The organism is Klebsiella sp. 10-1 (assembly GCF_009758445.1).
In the GTDB taxonomy this organism is placed as follows: domain Bacteria; phylum Pseudomonadota; class Gammaproteobacteria; order Enterobacterales; family Enterobacteriaceae; genus Klebsiella; species Klebsiella scottii.
In genome coordinates this window covers 307,666-327,625 of sequence record NZ_WQRE01000001.1, presented here as the reverse complement: position 1 = coordinate 327,625, position 19,960 = coordinate 307,666, and the positions used below count along the sequence as shown (strand labels likewise).

Annotated in this window: 14 protein-coding genes; 9 read left to right on the top strand and 5 right to left on the bottom strand. The window is 56.1% G+C overall.

Going from position 1 to position 19,960, the window contains the following annotated elements:
• The first annotated feature begins 13 nt into the window (after positions 1 to 13).
• The 5 genes from GO007_RS01535 to GO007_RS01515 all read left to right on the top strand — a co-directional run bounded on the left by GO007_RS01535 (position 14) and on the right by GO007_RS01515 (position 6,301).
• A complete protein-coding gene (locus GO007_RS01535) occupies positions 14 to 877 on the top strand; it encodes an oxamate carbamoyltransferase subunit AllH family protein (RefSeq protein WP_095094711.1) in 864 nt (287 codons plus the stop codon).
• Complete coding sequence (gene fdrA / locus GO007_RS01530; protein WP_095094709.1) at positions 867 to 2,414, top strand: acyl-CoA synthetase FdrA; 1,548 nt, start codon at positions 867 to 869, stop codon at positions 2,412 to 2,414. Before GO007_RS01535 ends, fdrA begins: the two co-directional genes overlap by 11 nt.
• Complete coding sequence (locus GO007_RS01525) at positions 2,414 to 3,832, top strand: YlbE family protein (protein ID WP_095094707.1); 1,419 nt, start codon at positions 2,414 to 2,416, stop codon at positions 3,830 to 3,832. Before fdrA ends, GO007_RS01525 begins: the two co-directional genes overlap by 1 nt.
• 90 nt (positions 3,833 to 3,922) lie before the next feature.
• Positions 3,923 to 4,873 (top strand): carbamate kinase family protein, encoded by a 951-nt coding sequence (locus GO007_RS01520; protein WP_095094705.1) that lies wholly within the window; start codon positions 3,923 to 3,925, stop codon positions 4,871 to 4,873.
• A gap of 24 nt (positions 4,874 to 4,897) precedes the next feature.
• On the top strand, positions 4,898 to 6,301 hold the full coding sequence (locus GO007_RS01515) for an amidohydrolase family protein (RefSeq protein ID WP_095094703.1): 1,404 nt from the start codon (positions 4,898 to 4,900) through the stop codon (positions 6,299 to 6,301).
• A 55-nt stretch (positions 6,302 to 6,356) separates the two neighbouring features.
• On the opposite strand, the gene lysS is transcribed toward GO007_RS01515, so the two are convergent.
• The 5 genes from lysS to cadC all read right to left on the bottom strand — a co-directional run bounded on the left by lysS (position 6,357) and on the right by cadC (position 15,109).
• Positions 6,357 to 7,874 carry a lysine--tRNA ligase gene (gene lysS / locus GO007_RS01510; protein WP_095094701.1) on the bottom strand — a complete coding sequence of 506 codons (1,518 nt, stop codon included), beginning with the start codon at positions 7,872 to 7,874 and terminating at the stop codon, positions 6,357 to 6,359.
• Positions 7,875 to 8,132: 258 nt separating this feature from the next.
• Entirely contained in the window at positions 8,133 to 9,605 is a 1,473-nt protein-coding gene (dtpD, locus tag GO007_RS01505) for a dipeptide permease DtpD (RefSeq protein WP_095094699.1), read from the bottom strand.
• Positions 9,606 to 9,664: 59 nt separating this feature from the next.
• On the bottom strand, positions 9,665 to 11,812 hold the full coding sequence (gene cadA / locus GO007_RS01500; protein ID WP_095094697.1) for a lysine decarboxylase CadA: 2,148 nt from the start codon (positions 11,810 to 11,812) through the stop codon (positions 9,665 to 9,667).
• 82 nt (positions 11,813 to 11,894) lie between these two features.
• Positions 11,895 to 13,232: a cadaverine/lysine antiporter gene (cadB, locus tag GO007_RS01495; RefSeq protein ID WP_095094695.1), complete on the bottom strand. Its 1,338-nt coding sequence runs from the start codon at positions 13,230 to 13,232 to the stop codon at positions 11,895 to 11,897.
• A 365-nt stretch (positions 13,233 to 13,597) separates the two neighbouring features.
• Entirely contained in the window at positions 13,598 to 15,109 is a 1,512-nt protein-coding gene (cadC, locus tag GO007_RS01490) for a lysine decarboxylation/transport transcriptional activator CadC (RefSeq protein WP_095094693.1), read from the bottom strand.
• A gap of 856 nt (positions 15,110 to 15,965) precedes the next feature.
• Between cadC and GO007_RS01485 the strand changes: the two genes are divergently transcribed.
• The 4 genes from GO007_RS01485 (at position 15,966) to GO007_RS01470 (ending at position 19,933) form a co-directional block, all read left to right on the top strand.
• Complete coding sequence (locus tag GO007_RS01485; protein WP_095094691.1) at positions 15,966 to 16,832, top strand: GNAT family N-acetyltransferase; 867 nt, start codon at positions 15,966 to 15,968, stop codon at positions 16,830 to 16,832.
• Positions 16,833 to 17,382: 550 nt separating this feature from the next.
• Positions 17,383 to 18,045, top strand: a complete 663-nt coding sequence (locus GO007_RS01480; RefSeq protein WP_143350128.1) for a helix-turn-helix transcriptional regulator — start codon at positions 17,383 to 17,385, stop codon at positions 18,043 to 18,045.
• A 50-nt stretch (positions 18,046 to 18,095) separates the two neighbouring features.
• Complete coding sequence (locus GO007_RS01475; protein ID WP_095094687.1) at positions 18,096 to 19,307, top strand: phosphoadenosine phosphosulfate reductase; 1,212 nt, start codon at positions 18,096 to 18,098, stop codon at positions 19,305 to 19,307.
• Positions 19,307 to 19,933 (top strand): IbrB-like domain-containing protein, encoded by a 627-nt coding sequence (locus GO007_RS01470; RefSeq protein ID WP_095094685.1) that lies wholly within the window; start codon positions 19,307 to 19,309, stop codon positions 19,931 to 19,933. The genes GO007_RS01475 and GO007_RS01470 overlap by 1 nt, the downstream gene beginning before the upstream one ends.
• The last annotated feature ends 27 nt before the right edge of the window (positions 19,934 to 19,960 follow it).

Below are 19,960 nucleotides of genomic sequence, written 5' to 3'. Positions count from 1 at the left end.
CGGACGGCGGTGTGTGCAAGCGCTAACTGCGGACGAACGGTTTCTCGCACAGCGCGGCAGCGGGCGGGTTGAACAGCTCTTTTCCCGGGCGGTAAATCTGTTTGTTCCGGGTCCGCAGCGGATGCTGACGCTGCTTTGCGCGGATTACGATAACGCGCCCAACAGCTGTAGGTTGGCACTCACACACTTTGACAATCTGTTGCGGCCCGGCCAGCCGGTTCGCTTTCTTGATTCAGGCATCGCGTTCGGCGATAGCGGATGGATAGAGACATCGCTATGCCGGCGCTGGCAAATGGCCAAACCGACGCTGAGCGTCGACCGCCTGCGGCATATTCCGTGGCGGCGCTGGAGCCAAACGCTCCGCCAGCAGCTGCGCGAAGATGAAACTTTATTTCTCTATCGCGGCAATAATCCTTTTCATCAGGAAATTAGCCGGCAATTACGGCAACGCCGCCGCATTTTACTAGCGGCCCTGCAGCAGGGAGAAGAAATTACGCCTGCGGTATCCTCGATGCTGGGGTTGGGTATTGGCCTGACGCCCTCGGCGGATGATTACCTGGTTGGCATGAGCACTATTTTATTGCTCCCAGGACACCCGGCAGAAAAATACCGGGAAGATTTTTTATTGGCCCTCCAGCGCACCGGGAATAATACCACGACGCTCAGCGCCATAACCTTAGAGGCTGCATTAAACCAGCGTTACAGAGAAAGTATTGCGCGCTTTATTCATTATTTACTGAATGAACCAGAATCTTTTTCTGTCGACGCTATTGGCGATATTAAAAATATTGGCTCAAGTTCCGGCTGCGACATGCTGTACGGCATGGCGGACGCCTGCGCCCTGAGCCAGGCGTATGGAGGAAATGATGTCAGTTAAAATAATCGTTAAGCCAAATACCTATTTTGATTCCGTTTCGCTGATGTCGATTTCGACGCGGGCTAATAAGCTCGACGGCGTCGAGCAGGCGTTTGTGGCGATGGCCACGGAAATGAACAAAGGGGTGCTGAAAAATCTCGGGCTGCTGACGCCGGAGCTGGCGGCAGCGAAAAACGGCGACCTGATGATCGTCATTAAGGGTCGCGACGGCGCGGACAACGAACAAACCCTGGCGGCCATCGAAGAGCTGTTCCACAACAAGGCGCAGAGCGGCCAGCATGAAGCCCGTTATGCCACGCTTGCCAGCGCCAAAAAGCATCTTCCCGAGAGCAATCTCGCGGTGATTTCGGTCAACGGCCTGTTCGCCGCCCGGGAAGCCCGCCAGGCGCTGCAAAACGACCTTAACGTTATGCTGTTCTCCGATAACGTCACGGTAGAAGAGGAGCTGGCGCTTAAGCAGCTGGCCCATGAAAAAGGTCTGCTGATGATGGGGCCGGACTGCGGCACCGCCATTATTAACGGCACCGCCCTGTGCTTTGGCAACGCGGTGCGCCGCGGCAATATCGGGATTATCGGCGCTTCCGGCACCGGCAGCCAGGAGCTGAGCGTCAGGATCCACGATTTCGGCGGCGGCGTGTCGCAGCTTATCGGCACCGGCGGCCGCGATCTGAGCGAAAAAATCGGCGGCCTGATGATGCTGGACGCCATCGGGATGCTGGAAAACGATCCGCAGACCGAAATCATCGTCCTGATCTCCAAACCCCCGGCTCCGGCGGTGGCGCGGAAGGTCGTTGAGCGCGCCCGCGCCTGCCGCAAGCCGGTGGTGGCCTGCTTCCTCGGTCGCGCCGAAACGCCTGCGGATGAGAGCGGCCTGCAGTTTGCCCGCGGCACCTACGAAGCGGCGCTGAAAGCGGTCGCGCTCTGCGGCATTACGCCCGCAGACGACGATCGCCAGGCTGCCGATCGGGCGCTGATTGCCGAGGTTCGCGGGCGCCTGACTCCGCAGCAGAAGTATATTCGCGGCCTGTTCTGCGGCGGCACCCTGTGCGATGAAACGATGTTCGCGCTGCTGGAAAAAGAGGCCGAGGTCTACAGCAATATCCAGCCCGATCCGGCCCTGCGCCTGACGGATATCAACCGCAGCATTAAGCATACCTTCCTCGATTTTGGCGACGACGACTTCACCAACGGCAAGCCGCACCCGATGATCGACCCGACCAACCGCATCCAGCGGCTATTGCAGGAGGCCCGCGATCCGCAGGTCGGCGTCATCGTCATGGATTTCGTGCTCGGCTTCGGCTCCCATGAAGACCCGGCCGGCGCGATGCTGGAGGCGATTAAGCAGGCGCAGGCTATTGCCGCCGCCGACGGGCGCCCACTGGCGATCCTCGGCTACGTGCTGGGCACCGACCTCGACGCCCCTTCCCTGGAGCAACAGCGCCGCATGCTTAGCGATGCGGGCGTCATTCTGACCAGCAGCAGCAGCCATACCGGCCTGCTGGCGCGCGAGTTTATCTGCAAAGGAGAGAAAGCCTGATGAGCCAGCCACTATTCAACCAGCCGCTGAACGTGATTAACGTTGGGATCGCCCTGTTCAGCGACGATCTGAAAAAGCAGCACGCCGCCGTTACTCAGCTCGACTGGACGCCGCCGGGCCAGGGAAATATGCGGATAGTACAGGCGCTGGACGCCATCGCCGACTCCGCGCTGGCCGACAAAATCGCCGCCGCCAACCAGCAGGCGCTGGAGCGCATTATTCAGTCGCACCCGGTGCTGACCGGCTTCGACCAGGCCATTAACGTGGTTCCCGGCATGACCGCCAAAACCATCCTCCACGCCGGGCCGCCGGTGCAGTGGGAGCAGATGTGCGGCGCAATGAAGGGCGCGGTGACCGGGGCGCTGGTGTTTGAAGGCCTGGCACAGGATCTGGATGAGGCCGCAGAGCTGGCGGCTTCCGGGGAGATCATCTTCTCGCCGTGCCACGAGCACGACTGCGTCGGCTCAATGGCGGGCGTCACCTCGGCCTCAATGTTTATGCATATTGTCGAGAATAAAACCTACGGCAACGTGGCGTTTACCAACATGAGCGAGCAGATGGCGAAGATCCTGCGCATGGGGGCCAACGACCAGAGCGTGATCGATCGCCTCAACTGGATGCGCGACGTTCAGGGGCCGATGCTGCGGGACGCAATGAAGATCGTTGGCGAAATCGATCTGCGCCTGATGCTGGCTCAGGCTCTGCATATGGGCGACGAGTGCCACAACCGCAACAATGCGGGCACCACCCTGCTGATCCAGGCGCTGACGCCGGGCATTATTCAGGCCGGCTATTCCGTCGAGCAGCAGCGCGAAGTCTTCGAGTTTGTCGCCAGCAGCGACTACTTCTCCGGCCCGACGTGGATGGCGATGTGTAAAGCGGCGATGGATGCGGCCCACGGCATTGAGTACAGCACCGTGGTCACCACCATGGCGCGCAACGGCGTCGAGTTCGGCCTGCGCGTCAGCGGCCTGCCGGGAGAGTGGTTTACCGGCCCGGCCCAGCAGGTTATCGGCCCGATGTTTGCCGGCTATAAACCGGAAGACTCCGGGCTGGATATCGGCGATAGCGCGATTACCGAAACCTACGGCATCGGCGGTTTTGCGATGGCGACGGCCCCCGCTATCGTCGCGCTGGTTGGCGGCACGGTTGAGGAGGCTATCGATTTTTCACGCCAGATGCGCGAAATCACCCTCGGTGAAAACCCCAACGTCACCATTCCGCTGCTCGGCTTTATGGGCATCCCGACCGCTATCGATATCACCCGCGTCGGCAGCAGCGGCATTCTACCGGTGATCAATACCGCCATCGCGCATAAAGATGCCGGGATCGGCATGATCGGCGCCGGCATTGTCCACCCGCCGTTCGCCTGCTTTGAAAAGGCGATTTTGCGCTGGAGCGAGCGCTACCTCGCGTAGCAAAGAGTTGTCCGGGAGCGGCGCAGGCGCCGCGTCCGGGCAACGGTGAACAGCAATAGCTCTCTTACCCTCTGTAGCGGAATCTGGACAATGAAAGAACTCGTGGTCGTTGCCATTGGCGGCAACAGCATCATAAAAGATAACGCCAGCCAGTCGATTGAGCATCAGGCCGAAGCCGTGAAAGCCGTGGCGGATACGGTGCTGGAGATGCTGGCATCGGACTATAACATCGTGCTCACCCACGGCAACGGGCCGCAGGTCGGGCTGGATTTACGTCGCGCCGAAATCGCCCACGAGCGCGAAGGCCTGCCGCTAACGCCGCTGGCCAACTGCGTCGCCGATACCCAGGGCGGCATCGGCTATCTGATCCAGCAGGCGCTCAATAATCGCCTGGCCCATCGCGGCGAGCAAAAGGCGGTCACGATCGTCACCCAGGTTGAGGTGGATAAAAACGATCCGGGGTTTGCTCATCCCACCAAGCCGATTGGCGCATTTTTTAGCGCAGCCCAGCGCGACGAGCTGCAGCGGGCTCATCCCGACTGGCGCTTCGTCGAAGATGCCGGACGCGGCTATCGCCGGGTGGTAGCCTCGCCGGAGCCAAAGCGCATCGTCGAGGCCGAGGCCATTCAAACCCTCACCCGCCAGGGCTTCCTGGTGATTGGCGCCGGCGGCGGCGGCATTCCCGTGGTGCGCGGCGAACAGGGCGATTATCAGAGCGTGGATGCGGTCATCGATAAAGACCTTTCCACCGCGCTGCTGGCGCGTGAGATCCACGCCGACGTGCTGGTTATTACCACCGGCGTTGAAAAGGTGTGCATTCATTTTGGCAAAGCCAACCAGCAGGCGCTGGGAACGGTGACGGTCGGAGAGATGACCCGCTATATGCAGGAGGGCCACTTTCCGGCGGGCAGCATGCTGCCGAAAATCGTCGCCAGCCTGGCATTTTTAGCCCACGGCGGCAGCCGGGTCATTATTACCACCCCGGAGCGCCTGCCCGCCGCGCTGCGCGGGGAAACGGGCACCCACATTGTGCATGACTAACTGTGCATGACTAAAGGAAGAAAGATGAACAAAGACAATAGCCGCCGGGAATTTATCACCCGCAGTGGAAAAATAGCCGCCGCCGCGGCCCTGCTCGGCGCCGCGGCGCCGTCCGCCTACGCGGACAGCAGCGCAGCGGCCGCCTGCAGCGATCCTCAGGGGACCATGAGCCTCAGCGATAAACACTATTACCTCGATAACGTGCTGCTGGAGAGCGGCTTCGGCTATGAAAACGGAGCGGTGGTCCATACCCGCACCGAACTGCAGACCCTGGAGATTCGCGACGGGAAGATAGCGGCCCTGCGGCCCAATAAAAGCCATCCCGATGCCACCCTTCCCCGCTATGACGCGGCGGGAATGCTGATGCTCCCGGCGATGCGCGACATGCATATCCACCTCGATAAAACCTTTTACGGCGGCCCGTGGCGCTCCCTGAACCGCCCGGCGGGCACCACGATTCAGGATATGATTAAGCTTGAGCAGAAGCTCCTGCCGGAGCTGCAGCCCTATACCCAGCAGCACGCGGAGAAGCTGATCGATCTGATCCAGTCCAAAGGCTCCACCGTCGCCCGCAGCCACTGCAATATCGAACCGACTTCGGGGCTAAAAAACCTCGAAAACCTGCAGGCGGTGCTGGCGCGGCGCAGTCCGGGATTCGAATGTGAAATCGTCGCCTTCCCGCAGCACGGCCTGCTGCTGTCGCACTCCGAGTCGCTGGTACGCGAAGCGATGCAGGCCGGGGCGCACTATGTCGGCGGGCTCGATCCGACCAACGTTGACGGCGCGATGGAGAAGTCACTCGATACCATGTTCCAGATCGCGCTGGATTATGACAAAGGGGTGGATATTCATCTGCACGAAACCAGCCCGGCGGGCGTGGCGGCGATAAACTACATGGTAGAAACCGTGGAGAAAACCCCGCAGCTGAAAGGCAAGCTGACCATCAGCCACGCCTTTGCCCTGGCGACCCTCAACGAACAGCAGGTCGATGCGATTGCTGACCGCATGGCGGCGGCGCGGATAACCATCGCCTCAACCGTGCCGATCGGCACCCTGCATATGCCGCTGAGCCAGCTGCGTGAGAAAGGCGTGTTTGTGATGACCGGCACCGACAGCGTCATCGATCACTGGTCGCCGTACGGCCTCGGCGATATGCTGGAAAAAGCCAATCTCTACGCCCAGCTCTACATTCGCCCAAATGAGCAGACGCTCTCCCGCTCGCTGGCGATTGCCACCGGCGACGTGCTGCCGCTGAACGATAAGGGCGAGCGCGTGTGGCCAAAAGTCCAGGACGACGCCAGCTTCGTGCTGGTTGACGCCTCCTGCTCCGCCGAAGCGGTGGCGCGCATTTCGCCGCGCACCGCAACCTTCCACCGGGGCCGGATGGTCTGGGGGAGCGTGGGCCGCGCCCGATCGTCGGCCAGCTGACATAAAAAAGCCCCGGGATGCCGACGCGCCTCGGGGCTTTGCTTTTTACGGCCGCTTATTTCTGCGGACGCATTGCCGGGAACAGGATCACGTCGCGGATGGTATGGCTGTTGGTAAACAGCATCACCATCCGGTCGATGCCGATGCCCAGACCGGCGGTCGGCGGCAGGCCATACTCCAGCGCGGTCACGTAGTCTTCGTCATAGAACATCGCTTCGTCGTCGCCGGCGGCTTTAGCGTTCACCTGATCGAGGAAACGCTGCGCCTGGTCTTCGGCATCGTTGAGCTCGCTGAAGCCGTTGCCGATTTCACGTCCGCCGATAAAGAACTCAAAGCGGTCGGTGATCTGCGGATTGACGTCGTTACGCCGCGCCAGAGGCGAAACTTCTGCCGGATACTCGGTGATGAAGGTCGGCTGAATCAGGTGCGCTTCCGCCACTTCGTCAAAGATTTCGGTGACGATGCGGCCCAGGCCCCAGCTCTTCTCAACGTTGATGCCGATAGATTCGGCAATCGCTTTCGCCGCATCGAAGTTATCCAGATCCGCCATCTCGGTTTGCGGACGATATTTCTTGATAGCCTCGCGCATGGTCAGCTTTTCAAACGGCTTGCCGAAGTCGAAAACCTGGTCGCCGTAAGGCACTTCGGTTTTACCCAGCACGGTCTGCGCCAGGGTGCGGAACAGCGACTCGGTGAGTTCGATCAGGTCTTTGTAATCCGCGTACGCCATATAGAGTTCCATCATGGTGAACTCGGGGTTATGGCGCACGGAGATGCCTTCGTTACGGAAGTTACGGTTAATCTCGAACACGCGTTCAAAGCCGCCAACAACCAGCCGTTTAAGATACAGTTCCGGCGCGATACGCAGGTACATGTCCATGTCCAGCGCGTTGTGGTGGGTGATAAACGGACGGGCGGAGGCGCCGCCGGGGATCACCTGCATCATCGGGGTTTCGACTTCCATAAAGCCGCGAGCCACCATGAACTGACGCATCGTCGCGAGGATCTGCGAGCGCACTTTAAAGGTGTGACGCGAGGCGTCGTTGGAAATCAGATCCAGATAGCGCTGGCGATAGCGCGCTTCCTGATCCTGCAGGCCGTGGAATTTGTCTGGCAGCGGGCGCAGGGCTTTGGTCAGCAGACGCAGCTCGGTGCAGTGGATCGACAGTTCGCCGGTTTGGGTTTTGAACAGCTTGCCGCGGGCGGCGATGATGTCGCCGAGGTCCCACTTTTTAAACTGCTCGTTGTAGACGCCTTCCGGCAGATCGTCACGCGCCACGTACAGCTGGATACGGCCGCCGACGTCCTGCAAGGTGACGAAGGAGGCTTTACCCATGATACGACGGGTCATCATGCGGCCAGCCACGGAGACTTCAACGTTCAAGGAGGTAAGTTCTTCGTTGTCCTTGCCGTCAAATTCAGCGTGCAGCTGGTCAGAGGTATGGTCACGGCGAAAATCGTTCGGGAACGGGATACCCTGCTCGCGCAGCGCAGCCAGCTTTTCGCGACGGCTTTTCAGTTCATTATTAAGGTCAATTGCCTCATCGGCACTTTGTGCTTGTTGTTCAGACATGTTGGTTCCTCATAACCCTGCTTTCAAACTTGCTTCGATAATTGAACCAGGTCACCATCCGGCGCGGCCCGTCTCGGGCGTCATCACCGGAGAACAATCTTAACGAACCTGGCTTCACTTCCGGCCGATCTCACTCAGCCATCGCTTCACTAACGATTTTTAGTCTTCGGCTTCCGCACCAGCCAGAATATCCTCCTCCTGATTATTGAACGGTGCAAGGAGCGTATGCCGCTCCCGCACTTGCGATAGCCTCATGGCTTACGCGCCGCCGCCGGGAATTTCGCCGGCGGCGCGACGTTTGCCGAGGCTGCAGGTTGCGGCAAACGCCAGCACCACGATCGCCGCCACGCAGCCGAGCGTCCATGCGCCCATCTGGGAGAAAAAGTGCTGATAAGCGGCAATGGCCGTTTCGCTGATTTGCGATTCGGTGGTCCGCTGCGCCACCATCCCCGCCAGCCAGTTGGCGACCGCGCCGGTGGCGAGCATGTAAATACCGGTCAGCACCCCGGTCACGCCGGGCATGTTGAGGCGGGTAATCTGCGCCATCGCCACCGGGTCGATAAACAGCTCGGCAAATCCCATCAGCGCCAGCCCGCCGACCATCAGCCCCATTGAGGCCTGGCCGTCGACGGCTGCGTGGCGGGCGTTAAGCGCCAGCAGCATAAATCCGCAGCCCATCAGCACCAGGCCAAAGGCAAATTTCAGCCATACCCGCAGCGCGGAGCGGGCTGCGCCTTCCGGGCGCATCAGCCACGCCAGCACTACGCCCGCCGCCATCACCGCCACCGCGTTGACCGACTGGAACAGCGCCGTCGGCACTTCAATATTCAGCAGGCGCCGGTTAACGAAGTGGTCGATAAACAGGCTGATCGAGCTGCCGCCCTGCTGCGCCAGAACCCAGAACAGCGTGCCGGTCAGCATCAGCAGAACGATTTGCCACAGCGCCCGGCGGTGCTGCGGAGAGCGGATCATAATCCGCGCCACCATCTGGGCGGCAAACACGCAGACGATCGCCAGCAGATAGCCGGACCAGTTATTTTCCAGCAGCAGCGTAAAGAACACCGGCGCCACGCATAGCATCACCGCCAGCCAGCCCCAGGCTGGCAGCACAAACGTCACCGCCCGCAGCGCCTGCTTGTCGACGCCGCGGGTGTGGCTGAAGTAGCGGCTGCCGCTTAAGAAAATCAGCAAACCGATAAACATGCCGATCCCCGCCAGCGCAAAGCCAATGTGCCAGCCGTACCACTGGGCGGTCAGCCCGCAGGCAATCGGCGCGGCGATTGAGCCGACGTTCCCCGCCGCGTAGAGCAGCGAAAAACCGCCGTCGCGACGATGATCGTCAACGGCATACAGCTCGCCGAGCAGGCAGCTGATGTTGGATTTGAACAGGCCATAGCCGCAGATAATGATCGCCAGCGCGAGGTACAGGCTCCAGGTTGAGTCGGATTCGACGCCGAGCACCACGTGGCCGAGCGTCATCAGCAGCGCGCCGGCAATGACCGCCGTGCGATTGCCGAGCAGGCGGTCGGCAAGCCAGCCGCCAAGAATGGGGGTAACGTAAACCAGAGAGGCGTAGGCGCTAAACAGACTGATGGCGTGGCTGTCATCAAAGCCAAGCTGATGGGTGAGATAGAGGATAAGTAAGGCACGCATGCCATAAAAGCTGAAGTATTCCCAGATTTGAATCGCCACGATGTAATAGATCGCGCGCGGCTGTGAGGGTGTTTTCATGAGGTCTCCTTGCAGCGTGAAAAAGGGAAGCGGCAGGCCACTTCCCTTCGGTGCTTCAGTTACTTGTTGTTTTCGTCTTTCAGCACCTTAACGGTGTAGCGACCATCCGCCTGACGGTATGCGCCGTGGATATCGGTTTCGAAGCCCGGGTAGTGGGCGCCGATTTCGCACAGCATCTGCAGGAATTCCAGCACCGGACGGCTCTCTTCGGCGATCATTTCACCCGGCATAACCAGCGGAACTCCCGGAGGATACGGCAGGATCATGTTGGCATTGACGCGACCGACCATCTCTTCGAGATAGACTTCTTCCGTCTGACCGTGCAGCTCTTTCTGGAACGCGGCGTACGGCGTTACTATCATTTTTGGCAGCACTTCGAACGCACGGAACATCAGGTCCGGCAGGTTGTGATGCTCAACCAGTTTGTGAATGTTCTGCGCCAGCTCCTGAACGCGCATGTTTTCATAGAATTCAGGATCTTCACGGTACAGAGACGGCAGCATGTTTTTCACACGCAGGTTCAGATCGAACGCGCGTTTGAAGTCGGTCAGCGCGCGCAGCAGGCTCAGGGCCTTGGTTTTGTCGATACCAATGCTGAACAGGAACAGCAGGTTGTACGGACCGGTTTTCTCCACCACGATGCCGTGTTCGTCGAGGTATTTCGCCACGATGCTGGCCGGAATACCGAACTCGTCCATGGTGCCGTCTTTTTTCATCCCCGGAGTCAGCAGAGTGACTTTAATCGGATCGAGGTACATGTGTTCGTTATCGATGTTTTTGAAACCGTGCCATGCGCTGTCAGAGCGCAGCGGCCAGCATTCAGCCCCGTCGATATGCTCCGGCTGCCATACGTCGAAGAACCAGCCCTCGGACTCGCCTTTCAGACGTTTGATCTCTTTACGGAACTTAATAGAACGTTCAATAGAGCCGTCGATCAGACGCTTACCGGCGTTACCTTTCATCATCGCCGCGGCGGTTTCGGTGGACGCCACGATCCCGTAGTGCGGGGAGGTGGTGGTGTGCATCATGTAGGCTTCGTTAAAGGTTTCTTCGTTGATATCACCTTTCACGTGGATCATTGAAGCCTGGGAGAACGCCGCCAGCAGCTTGTGGGTGGACTGGGTTTCGTAGATGATTTTCCCTTCCACACGACCGCCGCTCATCCCGCATTTACCGGCATAGATTGGCGAGAAGTTGGTGTAAGGCACCCACGCAGAGTCAAAGTGGATGGATTTCACATCGAGGTTTTTCTTGATGAAGTCGGTGTTGTACAGCAGACCGTCGTAGGTGGAGTTGGTGATCACCGCATGCACCGGCCAGGTGGCGTTCGGGGTCTCTTTAACGCGCTTCGCGATGGTCGCGTGCTGGAATTCGCTCTGCGGGATACCGCCGAGGATACCGTAGGCGTTACGGGTCGGGCGGAAGTAGATTGGCGTAATGTCGCTCATCATCATCAGATGGGTCAGCGATTTGTGGCAGTTACGGTCAATCAGCACGGTGCTGCCGGCCGGAGCGGAGTACATGCCGACGATTTTGTTGGCGGTAGAGGTCCCGTTGGTCACCATGTAGCTGCGTTCAGCGTTAAATACGCGGGCGATATACTCTTCCGCTTCTTTATGCGGGCCGCTGTGATCCAGCAGGGAGCCGAGCTCAGAAACCGAGATGGAGATATCCGATTTCATGGTGTTCGGGCCAAAGAAATCGTAGAAGATGCTGCCGACCGGGCTTTTCTGGAAGGCGGTACCGCCCATGTGGCCTGGGGTACAGAAGGTGTATTTGCCTTCACGCACGTATTTGAACAGCGCTTTGGTCAGCGGCGGCAGAATAGCATCGATATATTCATCGGTGTTCTGTTTGATTTTGTCGGCGATGTCGTCGGCCGCGCCCAGCGCATATTCGAAGAAGCGAACCTGCATGCGCAGATCGTTGAGGCTTACGTCCAGCGTGGAGTAGGTGTTGGCGAAAGCGTACAGCGGCATATATTCGTTCAGCTTGCTGATCTCTTCGCACAGCTCAAGATTGTATTTATCCCAGTCGAAGATAACGCCGCACAGGCGGGAGTTATTTTCGATAAGTTTCAGTAAATCTTCGCGGTCGTTCGGATAGACAATACGGAAGTCCAGGCGTTCAAGGGCGCGATGCAGCTCACGGATAGGCTCTTCTTTAAAGTAGACGCCCATATGATTCATGATTGCGATAACGTTCATAGTCAAATCTCCAGATATAGAAAGCCCCTCCCGTCGCGTGGTGACAGGTGCAGGAAGGAGCTCCAGGAAAAGGGGTTACTGATTAATGCGCGCCAGCGGTAGAGTTGTCAGCAGGGTCATTTTCATGCTGGCGCTGGTGCATTTTGCGGCCGTAGAACATCAGGATAATCAGGCTGACGATAAAGGTACCGGCCAGTTCGAAGGAGCTTGCCCCCATCAGGGCGATGAAGCAGAAGCCGCAGCCCAGCACCGAACAAATCAGGCTAACCAGGTTACGGATGTTGATGCCTTCGAAGCGAATCAGGTCAACGCAGGAGTAGAAGTAAGGCAGCATGGTCAGCAGTACCGCGATGCCGGTCAGCTCGCCGAACAGGTCAGATGCTTTACCGCCGCTGGAGTTCATCAGGGTAATCAGCACCATCAGCACGGTCATTTTCACCGCCGCCAGCAGCAGGCCTTTTTTCGGGTTACCGTTGCTATCAAGCTCGCCGTAGATTTTCGGGAAGTTGCCGTCGTTGGCGGCACGTACGCCGGCCTGTCCAACCAGCATCATCCAGGAACCGAGAGACGTCAGGCAGGCAAAGGCGGTGAAGGCGGAAACCATCGGAGCCGCCCAGCCGCCGAGGATAGTTGAAGCGCTAATGGCGAACGGTGCGCCCGATGCGGCCATCTGGGCTGCAGGGTACATCCCGGCAATCACCTGAGTTGCGGCGATATAAACGATACCTGCCAGCGCGGTACCCAGCATGGTGGCCAGCGGCACGGTACGTTTCGGGTTTTTCACCATCCCGGTACTGACGGCAGCGGATTCAACCCCGACGAAAGCCCACAGGCACAGCAGGATACTTTTGATTACCGCGTGGCTGTCGGGGGTGGTGGAGGTGTTCCAGTTGGCCTGATAGGTTGCAGCGTCAAACCAGTGCCAGCCGACAACCGCCGTCATGACCACCGGAATTAATACCAGCACCAGACCAATTGTCGTCAGGCGGCTAACCCAGGTCCCACCGAGCATATTAACGAAGGTAAATACCCAGACGATCGCGATACAGGCGATACCGGCCGGAACCGGGTTATTTAATATTGGGAAGAATGTCGACAGATAAGATACGGCGGTAATCCCGATCGCCAGGTTACCAATCCAGTTGGCATGATAATAAAGCACCCCGGTCTGAAAACCGAACGCCGGAGATATTTCACCAGCGTACGCAATTGGCCCCCCCTGCTGCGGATTTTTGGTCGCCAGTCGGGCATAAACATAAGCCAAAGACATTGCGCCAATAATAGAAATCACCCACCCCCAGATAGCAATTGAACCGATACTGGCGAGGTTCGCGGGTAATAATGCAATACCGCTCCCCATCATATTACCGGCGACCACGCCGGTACAGGCAAATAGCCCGATCTTCTTGGCAGAACTCATGTTTGCTTTTCTCCTAAGTTTATTTGGGAGGTACAGATCATGATAGTGAATCTTTTATTGACCCGACCAACTGCCAATAAGATTACTGACTCATACGAGATAAGTCCTAAAGATAAAGTGAAATAACAGCAAACGTCAGACAAATGATACTTTGACCTTTTTGGATTAACATATCAGGATGACATGTTGATATCATAAAAAGATAAACATCATTAAATTACAGTCAGTTACAATACGCTCTCAGTGTTGAAAATGTGTTGCAACCGGCAGTTAAATTACCGCATAAATATAACAACCACCGGCCTCATGAGAAACATAAGTTTAACCTCACCAGGCCCGAAACCATTCGCGCGGTGAGGGTTTACTTATTCTGAAGAGAGGAAGTTATCGAGATATGGCACAACGCGCGTAACCGAGGTCTGGAATACCGCGTTTTCAATCCAGTAAAAAGTGTTTTCGCCCGGACGTAAATTAAAGGCGGTCAGGTAAGCATCGGCGGCTTCCCGGTTCTCCCCCTTCATTTCGTAGACTTTACCCAGCAGCACATAATTCATCCACGACATTTCCAGGTCGATGCCGGTATTAATCGCGTGGTACGCTTCGTCTACTTTCCCCTGCCCTAGCATATCGACGGCTTTAATTTGATAAAACACCGCCAGATCTTTAATACCCGGCATATCGCCAACCCGGTTTATTTCTGCGTACAGCGCCGCGAGCTGCTGTTCATCCAGCGGCTGTTGCGAATGGCGTAATACATCTACCAGCGCCTTTTCCGCATACGCATAGGAAAAGTCAGGGGCTTGTTTAATCACGTCATCAAGCAGCGCACTGGCTTTCCCTAATGAATCGACATCACCATTCATTAATAGCTGATGCGACTGATAGAAATGGGTCAGCGCTATGCTTTGCGACGGCTGGTACTGCTTAAGCATGGTCTGCATACGCTCCGGCCACGGCTGCTTCAGCGCTTCCGACAGGCTGTTCAGCAGGTCGTTTTGAATCGACAGCTGGTTGTCGCTGGTGATGAAATAGCGCTTGTCCATCATGGTGGAGCCGTCGGCGTTATCCACCATCTGCACCGACATAAAGCACTGCTGGGCGCGATAGTGCCGCTGGTTGACGAACTCGATGGTCAGGGTTTTACCGGAACTGCTCGGTTCGTTGATGTTGTAGTTGGTTTTATCATGCACCATAAAGGTGGAGAAGGTATTCAGCGACGTGGTGACCAGGCTGCCAAGCCCCACCGCGTAGGAGTGCTGGGACGCCCAGTTGGTGCAGGAGTTGCCGTCAAGCAGGTGGATATCGATATCGCGCGGGTTTAACAGCAGGCGGGCTTTATTGACCGGCGCGCGCGATTCGATGCTCGACAGCGCCACCAGCGCCACGCAGGTTCCCAGCGCCAGCAGGAACAGACCCCAGACAATAAAGGTGCTGATCCGCTTACGTTTCTCGGTTCTGGTTGGGGGTTGAACGTCGGGCGCGGCGGGCGAAGATGGCGCAGTGGCTTCCGGCATCGCCTGCGGCGCGAGCGGCGTCAGCTCTTCCCCCTCCTCCGTACACCAGATAGCCGGCACCGTCAGCTTATAGCCGCGCTTCGGTACCGTTGCGATATATTCGAGGCTACCGTCGTCGCCATCCTTCAACGACTTGCGCAGTTCAGAAATGCTCTGGGTGACAACATGGCTGGTCACAACGTTGCGCGTCCAGACATTATCAATAAGTTCATCCCTGCTGAGCACCTCGCCAGGGTGGCGGGCAAAGAAAACCAGAAGATCGATCAAGCGCGGTTCAAGGGTAAGCTGGCGTCCCTTCCGGCTAATTTGGTTAACAGAGGGGGTAACCAGCCATTCTCCAACGCGAACAACAGGTTGTTGCATAAAAAGAGCCCAAACGAAAAGGGAAAGGCGGGATGATACCACATTTCCCCTACCTATTTATGATAGGGGTCATGACCTTGAGCGCGTTATATCACTCTGCATTTATTAAGTTTAGCCATTTTTTGTTTTTAGACAAAATCAGCAATAGTCTATTAACACTTTTGTCATTTCATTAAAAATAGCCGGGGACTATTCTGCGTCCATCATTTATTCAAGGTCCGTTCCGGGGGGCGCGAGGGTTTACGCGCCGGCGGCGAACGGACTCCTGGGAGACGCATCATGCTATTTAATCGCTACCCTTTATCCGCGCTGCGCTGAAAGGCGGGGGCCAGGAGGGCTATCTCGACTCCCCCCCGTCGCGGCGAAGTAAACCGGGACTCGCCCGGAGCCCTTTTGCTCCGGGCCTTTTCGCGCCTGACGAGCTAGCGATAGCGCCGCACCGCCTGCTCCAGCGCCGTAATATCCTCGCCGGACAGCAGCGCCAGCAGGTCGTCTTCCGGCAAAACGTAGAGGTTCAGCGCAAGCAGACGCTGAATATCTGACTCCGCAAAGCGGTATTTGATAAATTTGGCGGATTACCACCCACCACAGCATACGGCGGCACGTCTTTGGTCACCACTGCTCCGGCGGTAATCGCCGTCCCCTCGCGCAACAACCTCCGCAAAGTCGGCAAAGAGCCCGCTTCCCCTTATTTACTGTGACCGAGCCAACGTCCTGAGAAATGACTGCGGGCTGCGGGGTGTACAAATATCGTGAACCGTTCATACTTAACTGTATAGATGAGTCATTGATTTTTAATATTAATTTAGTATTAGCACTGTCGTGTAGCACAATAAATAAAAAGGAAGACCGGCCAATGAAATACAAATTAGTCAAACAGGTTATGGATAATGATGCGTTAAGGAACAGCTTCATTGACCTGGCTATTAAGACCTTTGATCTCTCATTTAAGGACTGGTACAAAAAAGGCTACTGGACCGGGTCATATATTCCCTACGCTTTCGTTGATAATAATAGAGTTATCGCTAATGCCTCCGCCAACGTCATCGATCTGAAGTGGCAAGGAAAGATCGTCCATTATATTCAGATCGGCACCGTGATGACCGATACCGACCATCGCGATAAAGGCCTCGCGACGCGGTTGATTAACCACATTCTGGATGACTGGAAAGATAAAGCTGATGCGATCTTTCTGTTTGCTAACTCTACTACCGTGGATTTCTATCCACGATTTGGTTTCGAGCAGTACGATGAGTATCAATATACCCTGCCGGTGACTCCAACCCCGGGAGACTTCCGCCGGCTTGATATGGATAAAGAGAGCGATGTGGCGATCCTGAAGCACTATTATCAAAAATCCAATCCCTTCTCTCAGCTCTCGGCGCACGATAACTTCGGCCTGCTGATGTTCTATTGCTCCGCGTTTATGAAGCACTTCGTCTACTATTCGGAAAAAAATGGTGCCGTGGCGATCGCGATGCAAAACGATCGCGCGCTAATCTGCTTCGATATTTTCTGCGACGCCACCCGTTCGATGTCAGCGATCGTCAATGAGCTCGCCGACCAACAAACTCAGCTGGCGATTTTAGGCTTCACCCCGATCGAAGGTCGAATCGGCGAGTATGAAAAAATCGAGGGTGACGACTTTTTATTTATCTATACCGCAAAAGAGAACATTTTTAAGGGCAACAAGCTGATGTTCCCGACGCTATCGCATGCCTGAGCCGCGGCGGCGGCTGGCCGTTGGCTTTACGCACCGGAAAATCCCCTTATGAGCCCTCATGAGGGGACAAAACGGCGGATGAATGGCACTCCGCTCTCCTTTATTATTTATCGCCAGCATTAATGACATCGCTTTATTTTTACTTTATCGCTACACATTGTTTTAAATAGCCGTTCAGGAAGGGGTGAATAGTGTTGACTTCATCTCCGGCCTGATAGAGGATCCCTTACTTATAACGATCTTTTGCGGCGGCGGCGAAAGTTAAGCATTTATTCCGCTTCAGCACGGGCAAAAATAGAGCCCTCCCGTCTTTAGATCGCGCCCTGTCGAAACCAGCAATGAAATAAATTAAAAATGTCAATGATATAAGTCAGAACCTAAAGAAAAATAAGAAATAAAAAGATCTGAGGTTCAATGATTAAAATGGCAACCTTCCGTACTAAAGATTACTTAAGATAAATTAACTACCAAAAACAACACAACCCGCCTTATCATTTTCACCATGAGTTCAGACGCTCCCTGTGAACAATTAAAATTGCGGGCATTTTCTATGCATGAACAAATAAGCTCACCCGATCGGCAGAGTAAGATAATTAAACCCGATACCGAACACTACGCTTACCTGGATCTTGAATTATTATTAAAAAACTATAGTGGCGGTCGCCTTACGGATATCCCGCCGTCAACGGAGATCTCTTCTTATTCATATATGGCGAACCAGTACGTAAGCGACGGCCTTGAGACGCTAAAAGCGTCGATAAGGCCCTGCGGCGCCGGGGATCTCTTTGTTCTTGAAGAAAGCTACTTTCCTAATATCTGCGCTCTTCTCGCGGTTATTCAGGTGCTGATCATTCGCGGCAACGCTTCGGTTTTAATTATCAGCGATCGCCAAATAAAAGACGGCATGGCTGATTTTTTCATCTCTAAACAGGCCGGCTTACGGGAATGGCGTAGAAAGCTCAAGAGCAACAATGTCGCCAGCATTGGTAAGCTCCTGAGATATTATAGCCAAATGCGCAGCGGCGGCCATTTAACAAAAAGAGAGTATGACGTTCTTCGTGCCGCATATACCTCGCCGACCCGCGGTGGCGTCGAACGCATACTCTGCATGAGCAATAAACAGGTCTCCCATTACTACCTGAGAATTAAAGATAAGCTCGGCGTAAATAATAAAATCGCTCTGCTCAACTATATTGGCTGGTTATTCCCTTAACCAATTTGGGCCTGCCCCCCTACACCTACGTTTAACAACCAGGAGGCCTGGTGAAGAAAATAAAGCTCGACATGGACGTTTTTGACGCGGCGCTACTCCGCCTGGATTGGGTATTTGAATCATTTGAGCAGGTTTGTTTGTCTTTCTCCGGGGGCAAGGACTCAACCGTCTTATTTCACCTGGCGGCAACCGTGGCGCGCAAGAAGCGGAAAAAGTTCGTGGTTCTGTTTATTGACTGGGAGGCGCAGTATCTATTAACTATTGAGCATGTGGAAAAAATGCGGGCGCTCTATCAGGACGTAATCAGCAAGTTTTACTGGATCGCCCTGCCGCTGACCACGGTAAGCGGCGTATCGCAGCACCAGCCGGAATGGATCTGCTGGGAACCCGGCGCCGAATGGGTGCGCCAGCCGCCGGCTGGGGCTGTGACCCGCAGCGCCGACCTTCCCTTCTACCAATATCCGATGACCTTCGAATCCTTTGTGCCGGCATTTATTCAGTGGCTGGCCGCCGGACGCAGCCTGGCCTCGCTGATCGGCATTCGTACCGACGAATCGCTGCACCGCTATATGGCGCTGACATCGCAGACAAAATCGCGCTTTGATAATGAAAAACCCTGGACTACCGCGCTGCCGGGGGGCGACAGCTACACCTGCTATCCGCTGTACGACTGGCGAACTCAGGATATTTGGATCTTCAATGCGAAATCAAAGCTGCCCTATAACCCGCTGTACGATTTGATGTACCGCGCCGGCGTCACGCTGAAAAACATGCGCGTTTGCGAGCCTTTTGGCCCGGAGCAGCGTCGCGGATTGTGGCTGTACCACACGCTCGAACCAGAAACATGGGAGAAGATGTGTCGCCGGGTATGCGGCGCGCACGGCGCGGCGAAATATGCGAACGAAAGCGGCGACTATTTCGCCCTCAGGACGCAAATGCGTAAACCGGAGCAGCATACCTGGCGCAGCTACGCGCTGTTCCTGCTTGAAAGCATGCCGGATAAAACCGCGGAGCATTACCGCAACAAGATCGCCATCTACCTGCGCTGGTATCAGACGCGCGGCTTTCCGCAGGATATTCCCGATGCCCAGGAGAAGGATCTTGGCTTCCGCGATATCCCCTCCTGGCGCAGGATCTGCAAAACGATTCTCAAGAATGATTACTGGTGCCGGACGCTGTCATTCAGCCCGACCCAATCCCAGCATTATAAGAGATACTGCAACAATATCAGTAACAAACGAAAGACATGGGGGACGCTGTAATGTCAACGGATATCAACAAGGTCGTGGCCGAATACCTTGACTCTTTCTCAGATACAGAAAGTAAGATTGACGCCATTAACCAGCTTAAAATGCTCATCCACCGGCACAGTCCCTTCTGCGATGAGCCCGTGGACTGCGTATTGTGGGTCGACGCCGAATCAGTCACGGCCAATGACTATAATCCCAATAGCATGAGCGCAACGGAAAAAAAGCTGCTGGAACGCTCGGTAGAAATGGATGGATTCACCCAGCCGGTGGTGGTCGCTCGCCAGCAGGAGCAGTATCTGGTTGTCGATGGCTTTCATCGCCACCTGATAAGCGCTTCCAACCCGCAGATTCACCATCGCCTTCATGGCTATCTGCCGGTTACGCTGATTAACTCATCGCGTCAGGGGAAGAAAGAGCGTATCGCCGCGACCATTCGCCACAACCGCGCCAGAGGGAAACACCAGATCGCCGCGATGTCGGATATTGTGCGCGATCTTTACCGCCTGGGCTGGGACGATATGCGCATCGGCCAGGAGCTGGGAATGGACAAAGATGAGGTTTTACGCCTGAAGCAGATTAGCGGGCTGGCGGAGATTTTTATCAATGATAACTTCAGCCAGGCCTGGACGGTTGAATAGCTCGATGGCCTGAGCCCGCCATGATGC

Excerpts from the sequence above, each read along its gene's own strand:
- GO007_RS01480 (WP_143350128.1), top strand. The coding sequence starts at position 17,383 with ATGCATGAACAAATAAGCTCACCCGATCGGCAGAGTAAGATAATTAAA.
- GO007_RS01515 (WP_095094703.1), top strand. The coding sequence starts at position 4,898 with ATGAACAAAGACAATAGCCGCCGGGAATTTATCACCCGCAGTGGAAAA.
- GO007_RS01520 (WP_095094705.1), top strand. The coding sequence starts at position 3,923 with ATGAAAGAACTCGTGGTCGTTGCCATTGGCGGCAACAGCATCATAAAA.
- dtpD (WP_095094699.1), bottom strand. The coding sequence starts at position 9,605 with ATGAAAACACCCTCACAGCCGCGCGCGATCTATTACATCGTGGCGATT.
- lysS (WP_095094701.1), bottom strand. The coding sequence starts at position 7,874 with ATGTCTGAACAACAAGCACAAAGTGCCGATGAGGCAATTGACCTTAAT.
- GO007_RS01485 (WP_095094691.1), top strand. The coding sequence starts at position 15,966 with ATGAAATACAAATTAGTCAAACAGGTTATGGATAATGATGCGTTAAGG.
- fdrA (WP_095094709.1), top strand. The coding sequence starts at position 867 with ATGTCAGTTAAAATAATCGTTAAGCCAAATACCTATTTTGATTCCGTT.
- GO007_RS01470 (WP_095094685.1), top strand. The coding sequence starts at position 19,307 with ATGTCAACGGATATCAACAAGGTCGTGGCCGAATACCTTGACTCTTTC.
- cadA (WP_095094697.1), bottom strand. The coding sequence starts at position 11,812 with ATGAACGTTATCGCAATCATGAATCATATGGGCGTCTACTTTAAAGAA.
- cadB (WP_095094695.1), bottom strand. The coding sequence starts at position 13,232 with ATGAGTTCTGCCAAGAAGATCGGGCTATTTGCCTGTACCGGCGTGGTC.
- GO007_RS01525 (WP_095094707.1), top strand. The coding sequence starts at position 2,414 with ATGAGCCAGCCACTATTCAACCAGCCGCTGAACGTGATTAACGTTGGG.
- cadC (WP_095094693.1), bottom strand. The coding sequence starts at position 15,109 with ATGCAACAACCTGTTGTTCGCGTTGGAGAATGGCTGGTTACCCCCTCT.